General features: G+C 60.0%; 10 protein-coding genes and 2 pseudogenes. 4 read left to right on the top strand and 8 right to left on the bottom strand.

Annotated elements, in window-relative coordinates:
• The first annotated feature begins 88 nt into the window (after positions 1 to 88).
• Entirely contained in the window at positions 89 to 751 is a 663-nt protein-coding gene (locus BM177_RS18775) for a TetR/AcrR family transcriptional regulator (protein ID WP_091686736.1), read from the top strand.
• Between the two features lie 65 nt (positions 752 to 816).
• Complete coding sequence (locus BM177_RS18770; RefSeq protein ID WP_091686733.1) at positions 817 to 1,227, top strand: ATP-binding protein; 411 nt, start codon at positions 817 to 819, stop codon at positions 1,225 to 1,227.
• Between the two features lie 288 nt (positions 1,228 to 1,515).
• On the opposite strand, the pseudogene BM177_RS18765 reads toward BM177_RS18770, so the two are convergent.
• Positions 1,516 to 1,794, bottom strand: a pseudogene (locus tag BM177_RS18765) (helix-turn-helix domain-containing protein); the annotation flags it as partial.
• Between the two features lie 1,456 nt (positions 1,795 to 3,250).
• On the opposite strand from BM177_RS18765, the gene BM177_RS18760 reads away from it, so the two are divergent.
• Together BM177_RS18760 and BM177_RS18755 are read left to right on the top strand one after the other, a co-directional pair.
• Positions 3,251 to 3,895: a methyltransferase domain-containing protein gene (locus BM177_RS18760; RefSeq protein WP_091686731.1), complete on the top strand. Its 645-nt coding sequence runs from the start codon at positions 3,251 to 3,253 to the stop codon at positions 3,893 to 3,895.
• A 75-nt stretch (positions 3,896 to 3,970) separates the two neighbouring features.
• A complete protein-coding gene (locus BM177_RS18755; RefSeq protein WP_210185942.1) occupies positions 3,971 to 4,555 on the top strand; it encodes a hypothetical protein in 585 nt (194 codons plus the stop codon).
• 132 nt (positions 4,556 to 4,687) lie between these two features.
• On the opposite strand, the gene BM177_RS18750 is transcribed toward BM177_RS18755, so the two are convergent.
• From BM177_RS18750 to BM177_RS18725, 7 genes and pseudogenes are all read right to left on the bottom strand, one after another.
• Complete coding sequence (locus BM177_RS18750; protein ID WP_091686729.1) at positions 4,688 to 5,938, bottom strand: extracellular catalytic domain type 1 short-chain-length polyhydroxyalkanoate depolymerase; 1,251 nt, start codon at positions 5,936 to 5,938, stop codon at positions 4,688 to 4,690.
• Between the two features lie 73 nt (positions 5,939 to 6,011).
• Positions 6,012 to 6,119, bottom strand: a pseudogene (locus BM177_RS21240) (CopG family transcriptional regulator); the annotation flags it as partial.
• Positions 6,118 to 6,486: a nitrile hydratase subunit alpha gene (locus tag BM177_RS18745; RefSeq protein WP_091686727.1), complete on the bottom strand. Its 369-nt coding sequence runs from the start codon at positions 6,484 to 6,486 to the stop codon at positions 6,118 to 6,120. The pseudogene BM177_RS21240 and the gene BM177_RS18745, both read right to left, overlap by 2 nt.
• Positions 6,483 to 6,818 (bottom strand): hypothetical protein, encoded by a 336-nt coding sequence (locus tag BM177_RS18740; protein ID WP_244532451.1) that lies wholly within the window; start codon positions 6,816 to 6,818, stop codon positions 6,483 to 6,485. Before BM177_RS18740 ends, BM177_RS18745 begins: the two co-directional genes overlap by 4 nt.
• Positions 6,819 to 6,867: 49 nt before the next feature.
• Positions 6,868 to 7,203, bottom strand: coding sequence for a hypothetical protein (locus BM177_RS18735; RefSeq protein WP_091686726.1), 336 nt, complete (start codon positions 7,201 to 7,203; stop codon positions 6,868 to 6,870).
• Positions 7,204 to 7,260: 57 nt separating this feature from the next.
• Positions 7,261 to 7,980, bottom strand: a complete 720-nt coding sequence (locus BM177_RS18730; RefSeq protein ID WP_244532450.1) for a glutathione S-transferase family protein — start codon at positions 7,978 to 7,980, stop codon at positions 7,261 to 7,263.
• A 91-nt stretch (positions 7,981 to 8,071) separates the two neighbouring features.
• Positions 8,072 to 8,303, bottom strand: a 232-nt coding sequence (locus BM177_RS18725) for a thiamine pyrophosphate-dependent enzyme (RefSeq protein WP_244532449.1), incomplete at its 5' end; no start/stop codon positions are given.

Raw genomic sequence — 8,303 nt, 5'->3', positions numbered from 1 at the left:
GTTTGAAAGCAAGCTAATTGATGGCACTTAAAAGCTACACCATGACGGTATCTGCGCCATGATCGCCGTTTAATGGTAGGAGTAGCACATGGCCTCAGCGACACTCGTAAAACGTGATATGTCTACAAGAATCATCGATGTAGCCGAGCACTTGTTCGGAGAGCTTGGATTTAGGAAGACAACGGTCTTCGATATCGCCCGTGAACTGAAGATGTCTCCAGCAAACATTTATCGATTTTTCGACTCGAAAGCGGACATCAATCTAGCTGTCGCGCGCCGCCAGCTCGCGGAAATCGAAGCCCTCGTGGAGCAAATCGCTGGAAGCTTCGGCTCGGCGAGCGACCGGCTGCGACGTTCCATAGCGGCGATTTGTAATTTTCACACGCACCAATCCGAATGTAGGCCGAAACTCCACGATTTGCTGGTAACGGCGTACGACGAGCGTTGGGAGGTGGTTCCAAGTCACACAGAGACCATCGGTAGTTCCCTCGTCCGAATCATCGGTCTGGGTATGTCCGAGGGAGAGTTCACAATTGGAGAGGCAGACCTTGCTGCGATGCTCGTTCAAAGCGCTTGCATGCAGTTTTGCCACCCCCGACTTATTACGGAAGCCGCGCAAGGCCCATCGCCGCTAATCGATCAAATGTTTGCTTTGTGCCTCGCTGGACTGACGAAAAACGCTACGGTGTTCGTCGCACTAGAGCGGGCTCCGAACGATTTGAATCGAATTGGGATTTCGGAAATCGGCTGACATCTGATTCATGATTCCCGCCGCGCAAGAGAGGCGGCGAAAACTTGAGATAGCAGCGTCTCAGCCTGCGCCAACGCGGCGATAAGGTCAGGCTCGATGTCATCGACACGGGCATGGGTATTCCCGCCGATCAGCGGGCAGAAATCTTTGAGGCGTTCCGGCAGCTCAACAATCCAGCGCGCGACAGCGGCTTGGGCTTGGGTATCGGCCGGGCGATCGTTTCCCGTCTCGCCCGTCTGATTGGAGCCGAGGTGCAGGTCAGCTCAAGGCTCGGACATGGCTCTCGCTTTTCGCTTCTTCTTCCGCTGGACCGCACCACCGTGGCCGACATCGCTGCCAAGTCGGCGCCCGACGATTCTGGCGGCCGCATCCTTCTCATCGAAGATAACGCCATTGTTCGCCAAGGCTATGAACTCCTGCTGATCCTTTGGGGATATGAAATTCTCGCCGTGGCCACCGGCGAGGAAAGCGCTTGACCACGGCGCGCTGAAGAACCGGCGATTTGACGCCGTCGTTGCCGACCATCGGCTTGGCCCCGGTCTGACCGGCACGGCCGCGGCGGCGGAAATCGCGCGCCGAGCCGGACGCAAAATTCCGACCGTGATTGTCACGGGCGACACGGGTGAGGAACGGCTTGCGGAGTCTCCAGGAGCGGCTTCGCCATGCTGCACAAGCCGGTCCCCGCCGATGTTCTGCGTCAAATGCTGGCGTCGCTGGTGGGAAATGGGAGGTCTTCATCCGCGGCTTGATCTTCGGATCAGCCTCGTCGGCTGAAGGGCGTAAAGACAGTCGTCAAGCGGCAGGAGCGTATGGCGTCTGAAGGCGACGAGGATCGCCTCCTCCTCGATTGAGAGGACCGTCGATCTCGGTTCTTTCGGACCGGTCGGCAGATCGCCCGCCGATGTCCGCTTCTTCCATTTCGCGACGGTCTTCTGGTTGATCCCATAGCGCTTGGCGAGCGCCCTCAGGCTCTCTTGACTATTTTGTATCGCTCGACGCACCGCCTCTGTCGTCGTGACGGTCCCGTGGAGAACTTGAGCCATAGCGCATCCTTCCATTCCATGGAAAAGGTCGCACCATCAAAGCCTGGGATCAAACATCTAGAGCGAAGCCGGACATGCAGAGCGCGCGGAGCTGGCTCCGGTCGGGCGTCATGCCTCCGACGAGGCGGCTAAAATTTGCCATCAACTGAAAATATGCAGGCATCAGATAAAGAGGCCGCCAGCATTGCTGCAAGCGGCCCAAGTCATGGGAGGAAACGCCCATAGAGGGGCATGCAGCAAGGGTGTTGCTGCATTGCAATATAATGGGCGCGAGACCCTGTAAGGTCAAGCTGCGGCGACATCACCTTTCTGCGAGGTTCATCGCCGGCTCGCCGGAAAAAGCCCGGCCCAATAAAAGGCCGTCTGCATCGCACAAGCGGCCCCTGTCGAAAGGAAATGCCCAAGGCGTTAGACAAAACCTTGTGGAGCGGCGGCGCGCTGTCGCTGTCTGTACCGTTTTGATCGCGCGGTTTAAAAACCCTTCGATTCCCGTGGCACAGAGCCACCGTCTTAACGTTACAAGGCGCCGGTCGCTCAAAGGTTGCTCAAGGACCATCAGCGATAGTCATTGCGGCAGGTGCTCGAGGACGGGCAAATCCCAGCCGACCACTGCGTTTGCGCTGGCGGCTGATTTGGCGCAGTGGCTGTTCGAAGAGTTCCGAGATGCAACCAAAGCGCCCAGAGTTTCAGACGCAGTGCATCGGACGGGTGATGTTGTGTGGCGCTGCGGGCAGCCGCCGAGGCGTCAGAACGGTCAGAGAATTCGTTTGCATATTGCCCCCGAGGGGAGATTTCGCGTCCAATTCCGACCGCCCCAATGCCCCTCTGTGGTCGCTCCCGCAAATCGAAGATCGACCCGGGAAGTAACGGCGGACGCGATTGATTCAACGCAGAACTCCAAAACGCATGGCCCAAAAAACGTCGGAGCAAACAAGGCCGCGAAATTGAAAACGCTATGGAGTCGGGCCGAACATATGGCCTTTGATAATGAGACACGCTCTTAAAGGACGGTTCGCGAGAGCTGCCGAACAAGTTCGCCTCATATCAAAGACAAGTTCGCCTCATATCAAAGAAAGGCGCTCCCTCCCTGAGTAGGGATCGCTAGCAGCAGGATGGCACCCCCTTTAACCAACATGCATAGATTGCGTTCGCGGCTTAATTGTGGGCGCAGCGTAGGAGGCCATATTGATCGCTCCATTGCTTTCCGGAGCGACATAGGGTCGGTGTTCATGTTGCCGTTGCCCTTCACCACCGCCATCTTCCGTTGCTTTGGCGCCATCCCATCGACAAGGTGGCGCCTCCGCCAGCCATCGGGGAGCGCTCCGGCGCCCCCTTTGGCTTGAGCCCTTGTCAGCAGTCATATTAAAGCCTCCGGTTGTGTCTATTTACCGCAGCCAGATGTCTCAGTTAACCGTGACGTACGCCACGGTTAATTTTCGCTTGTGAGGATATACGTATGGGCACCAGCGCGGCAGACGCCAATGGATATTTGCGCTCTTTAGTCATTCGCCGCTTCGGGCGAGAGGCGCTGAAGGAAAAATTGAAAAAGCTCGGATTTGACACCACCCACTGGGTGAGGGTCGTCGCATATCGGGAAACGCACGCGTTAATTGAAGAGATTGCAATAAATAAACTGGACGTCCTGGAGATCGCTCCAGGCGACTACTGGCGCCAGTTGCCCTTTAAGAGTTACACCTCGGTCAATTATCCAGATTTTGATGTCTGCAAAGATGTTCTGGACCGTAAATTCGATTTAATCATCGCCGATCAGGTCTTTGAACACGTTAAGGTGCCTTGGACGGCCGCTTGTAATGTGCTGCGAATGCTTCAACCAGGCGGCCATTTTCTGATCATCGTGCCTTTCTTGCTCAAGGTTCACGGTTATCCGACCGATTGCACCCGATGGACCGAAAATGGCCTGAAATGGCTCTTGGAGGACGCAGGCTTCGCCGACGCGGATATACGTTCGGGCTCCTGGGGAAATCGTCAATGCGCAACGGCGAATTTTCGGCATGGCTGGAGGATGTTCGGCTGGGGCAAAAGTCTTAAGAATGAGCAGGACTTCCCGGTAATGACCTGGGCTTTGGCAAAGCGCCAATAGAATAAGTTGAGAATAAGCGCGCCGCGCGAATATGTGATTCCGAGTGTCAATCAGCATTGAATCGGGACCCCAGATTTGCCTGGAAAAAGGACCCGCTTTGATACAGTCGGGAACGACAGCGCTCGCGCCGGCGCAGCTGGTGCGGGTTGCGCAGCCGGGCGAGCCGCGCTCCGGGTTCCGCTTTTTGGCCGCTACAATGTCGATTTGGTGGTCTGCGGTCGCGAGGCGAACCCGACGCTGACGCCGGTGCTGACGTCGACCGCTACGGACGTCATCGACACGACGAAAGGCACGGTGCACATGGTGATGGGCGGCGGGGAAACCTCCTCACCATCGAACGGGCTCTTCTTCCACCCGCCGCACTGCAGGGTGATCGTCTCGGTCGGCGCGCCTGATCCCGTGACCGGGAAGCGGCCGTCAGTCTACGTAAGCGAGGATGCGCCGTGGTTGGCGGTGCGCAGTGCGGTCCACGCCTACGGCTTCGCGGCCTTCACCGTCGATCCGGGCTCTCAACTCGGCAAGCTTGATGAAAGTTGTCTATTACGACGTCGTTGGGCCAGGCGGGCAATTGTCAGCGTTCGAGACGTTCAACATTGCGGCGCCCCCGCCGGGACTAAGGGCCGGCCGCGGGACGGGATTTCGCCGCTAGGTCTGCGATAAGCGTTCACTTGCAAATCACAAGCATGTTTCTCGTCAGACCGTAAATGGTAACACTTCAGTGGTTCGGATCAGAGCTCCTTTTGAAGTGTCCGCTTCTGATGACGGCGGGTATTCCGCCGCGCCGAAAGTAGTTTATTGTCGTGTCAAGATAGGTGCGGTCGCGTGTGCCCGGAAGAAACGCAACATTTCCCGGCTGGCGTCAGGACCGCGCGGATCCGTGAAAGAGCCGCTCGCGCTCCCACCCGACCAAGCATGGCCTGCGCCGTGTAGGACCCATTGCTCGAGGATCTCCTTTCCAGCATCGTCTGTTTGCACCGTGCGAGTGTAGGCCATTCCGTGCAGCGTCTCGCCGCGCGTCACCGCCTTGGCTAACGTCGCTTCTGGCCTCGCCTGGGCAATGACCTGGTCTGCGTTGACCAAGTTGACCGTCCGATCACCATCGCCGTGGAATACGATCGTCGGCGCCGCCGGTCGATCGCCCCGCGGGCGGATCACGCCGCCGCCGCTCATAGCGGCGAAGGCCGATGGCATGTCCTTGGCGGCGCCGCACGCCAGGCCCGAATGCACGCCGACCGCTGCGAACAGGTCGGGATAGGTCGCCCCCATAATTGCGGCGGCGGCCCCCCCGGCGGAGAGACCCGCCACGTAGACCCGGGTCGGGTCGGCCGAGAACTCGTCGACGACCGCCAGCGCGATGCCCGCGATTAGCGAGGGCTCTCCGCCGTCGCGACGCTGATCTCCGGTGTTGAACCAATTCCAGCACTTCTGCATGTTAGCTGACTGCGGTTGACGCGGATAGACGACCAGGAAGGTCTCCTCCTCAGCCAGTTCATTCATCCTCGTGCCGGCCGCAAAATCGTCCGGGTTCTGGGTGCAGCCGTGCAGCATCACCACGACCGTGAGCGCTTGTCCGGCGTAGCCGCTCGGGATGAAGACCTTATAAGTCCGGCTGCCCGCGTTGTTGGAGCAGGTCCGCTCCTCAAAGCGAGCGCCGTCCGGCACGGGCAGTGGCGCCTGCCGTCTGGACGCGAAGCCTTCGCCCAGGTCGGAGAAGCCCCGCTCGGCGCCCCGGCTGCGAAACGCCTTCATCGTCTCGGCGATATCGGCAAAGGCCGAGGGGTTGCCGAACGGCGCGGATCCGCCGGCGGCCGGCTCCGTCGCGTAATCTGTCCAGGCGGCGCCGGGAGCCGTGGGGGCCATCATATCGATCGTCGGCCAAGAACGCTTGGCGCTCGATGGCGACCATTGTGCTGCCCGGCCTGGCTCATCGCTCGCGGCGCCCGGAAGCTTACCACCCTGGAGTAGCGCCATGGCCTCGTTGAGCTTGCCGGCCTGAGTAAGCCGGGTTACTTCGCCCATGTCGATCTTGCTGAACGCGTTCATGATCGTGATCCTTCATTGGCCCAAGCTGGACCGGGGGAAGCCCGCCCTGCGGCGAGAGGATGGATGTGACGACTCAAACAATTCGCGTGAACAGCGCGGCCTTGACTGCAGGGCTGGCCTGGAATGCGCCAAGGACTTCAACCGACGCGATCGATGCGCGGGCGAGTTCGGGCCGTCGGTCACGGCTGCGATTGACCGAGGCCTGTTTTCATCTGGGGCGCCAGCCTCATCTCGCGCAGGACCCATTTCTGGGCGTCGTCCGGAATGAAAAAGCCGCCGACCCCTGACGAAAAGAGCAGGTCGAAAACCTGTTCGGTCACACGGGTCAGCTCTTTTTCCATATCTTGGTCCGCCTCCGGCCTGGGTGGAACCATGATGACGATCGTGTCATCCGCCTGCTCGACGATCTCGATCTTCATATCGGGGCCGGGCGTATAACCGAACTCCTCACAGACGACCGCGACCGGGTTCGCGAGCAGTCTGGCCCGATAGTCAGGATCAGTCGCGATGCGCTCGTAATATTGCTCGACGAAATCGGCGTTGCTCACGATCGATCCTCCTCTTTGCGGGCGGCGTTGCGCAGGGCCAGGAGCTTAAATTTGGCGGCGACAGGAACCACCCATATGAACAGCCCTTTGCTGGACCAAAGGTCCATCTGGTTAATGGGCGCCGTCGGCGGCGGCGACTGCCGAACTCTGGCGGGGGGAATTGTAAAGTAGATCGTATCGCGCCGCTGCGTCACCACTCTCACCTTGACGCCGGCCGGGACCTCCACGCCCATCGATCTTAGGGCTTCGGCCGGGTTGCTCTCTACCTGCTCGGCGAACGCGTCGTCCGTCCAGACGCGCTTGGTCAAGTCTCGTTCGAAATCTCCGGACACGGATGTTTCCTCCATCGCGCTTCGGTCATTTTGCGCCGCGCCGCCGCCGTCAGCTGTCGCAGCGCAACTCGGACGCCCCGGACGCCTCTTTCATGGGCTTCCAATGCTCGTATTTCGTCGTGCGGCCGATCCCGGGATTGAGCGCGTTGCAGAGATCAAGCGTCTTGTAGTGCGACACCAATGCAGGCTTGGCGTGATAAAGGTGTACGACATTATGCTCGGCGGGATATTCCGCGCCCCTCCGGTCGAGCAACTCCCACATGCGTTCCTCGATCTGTTGGCAGTCGGCGCCCTTCGCCACGATATAGTCCTGAGGGAAGACGTGGCAGAAGAAGTGGCCGCAGTAAAGCTTGTGGATCAGCGATTTCTCGATGTCCGGCGGCAAATTCCTCGGGCCGCCGCTGAAAGCGACGGAGCAACCGACCGGCTGACGCGAAGGGCGTCAGCGGCTTGCCGCGTCCGGCTGTGCGCGCATGACGCGTTCGTGCAGCGCCACGCAATGACCCACAAGGTTTTGCCGCGAAGAAACGAATTGCTTGAGCGGCGTGTCGATATCGAAGAAATGGATATTGGCGATGAAGCCGTAAATTCCGGCGTCGATACTGGTCGGCTCGACCCCGTGGACGAACCCGCCGTCGGGAATGAGCTCGGCGAGGACTCCAAGATCGGCGAGACCGCGCTCGTAGGCGGCATCCGGAGCGTAGCGGCCGATTCCCTGATAATAATACCGCTGGAGATTGAATTCCCGCGCTTTGGCCAATCCTTCGTCGGTCAGGTTGGTGTGTTCGCGCATGAGCGCGGCGCGGAAGGCCGGCCAGTAGCGCTCGTCCTTCCAGCGCGAATAGGACATCACCCAATAAAGGTCGTCGAGCAGGCGCGTTGTGAGCAAGCTCAAAGCGCGCTGCCTCTCGCTCAAGGCGCCGTCGATGGTGAGGCCATATTTCCGCGTGAGATGGGCGATGATGGTCTCGCTGTCGCCGACGACTTCCCACTCGTCGACGATGAAGGGAAGCTGCCCTCGTGGGGCCTCCGACGCGTCGAAAAGATGTTCATGGACAAAAGGCAGCCCGACGAGCCGAAGGAAAGCGAAAATCTTGAGGCCATAGCCATTGTTGTCGGCCACGCCGAAAAGCGAAGGATAGGAGTATAAGGTGATCGTCACGGCGATGCTCCATCTTGAGCCGAGAATTTCGGAACGCTCGCCATAAGGCAAAGCGTGGCCCGTCCGCTGCAGCGGAGGAGGCGGCTTGGGATCAGGGCGCGGGCCAGGCTGTCGCGACCTCGATCAGGGATGGGCGGCCGGCCTTGAGCGCGCGGGCGAAGGCGGCGGCGAAGGCCTCGTCGGCGTCGACCCGCACCGCCTCCAGCCCGTATCCCTTGGCGATGGCGACGAAGTCGATGCCCGGCACGTCGAGGCCGGGCACGCGCTCCGCCTTCAGCACGCCGGCGAACCACCGCAGGGCGCCATAAGTGCCGTTGCGCATG

The sequence above is a fragment of the Methylocapsa palsarum genome, assembly GCF_900114285.1.
Lineage (GTDB): Bacteria > Pseudomonadota > Alphaproteobacteria > Rhizobiales > Beijerinckiaceae > Methylocapsa > Methylocapsa palsarum.
This window is presented reverse-complemented; position numbering and strand designations above follow the sequence as displayed.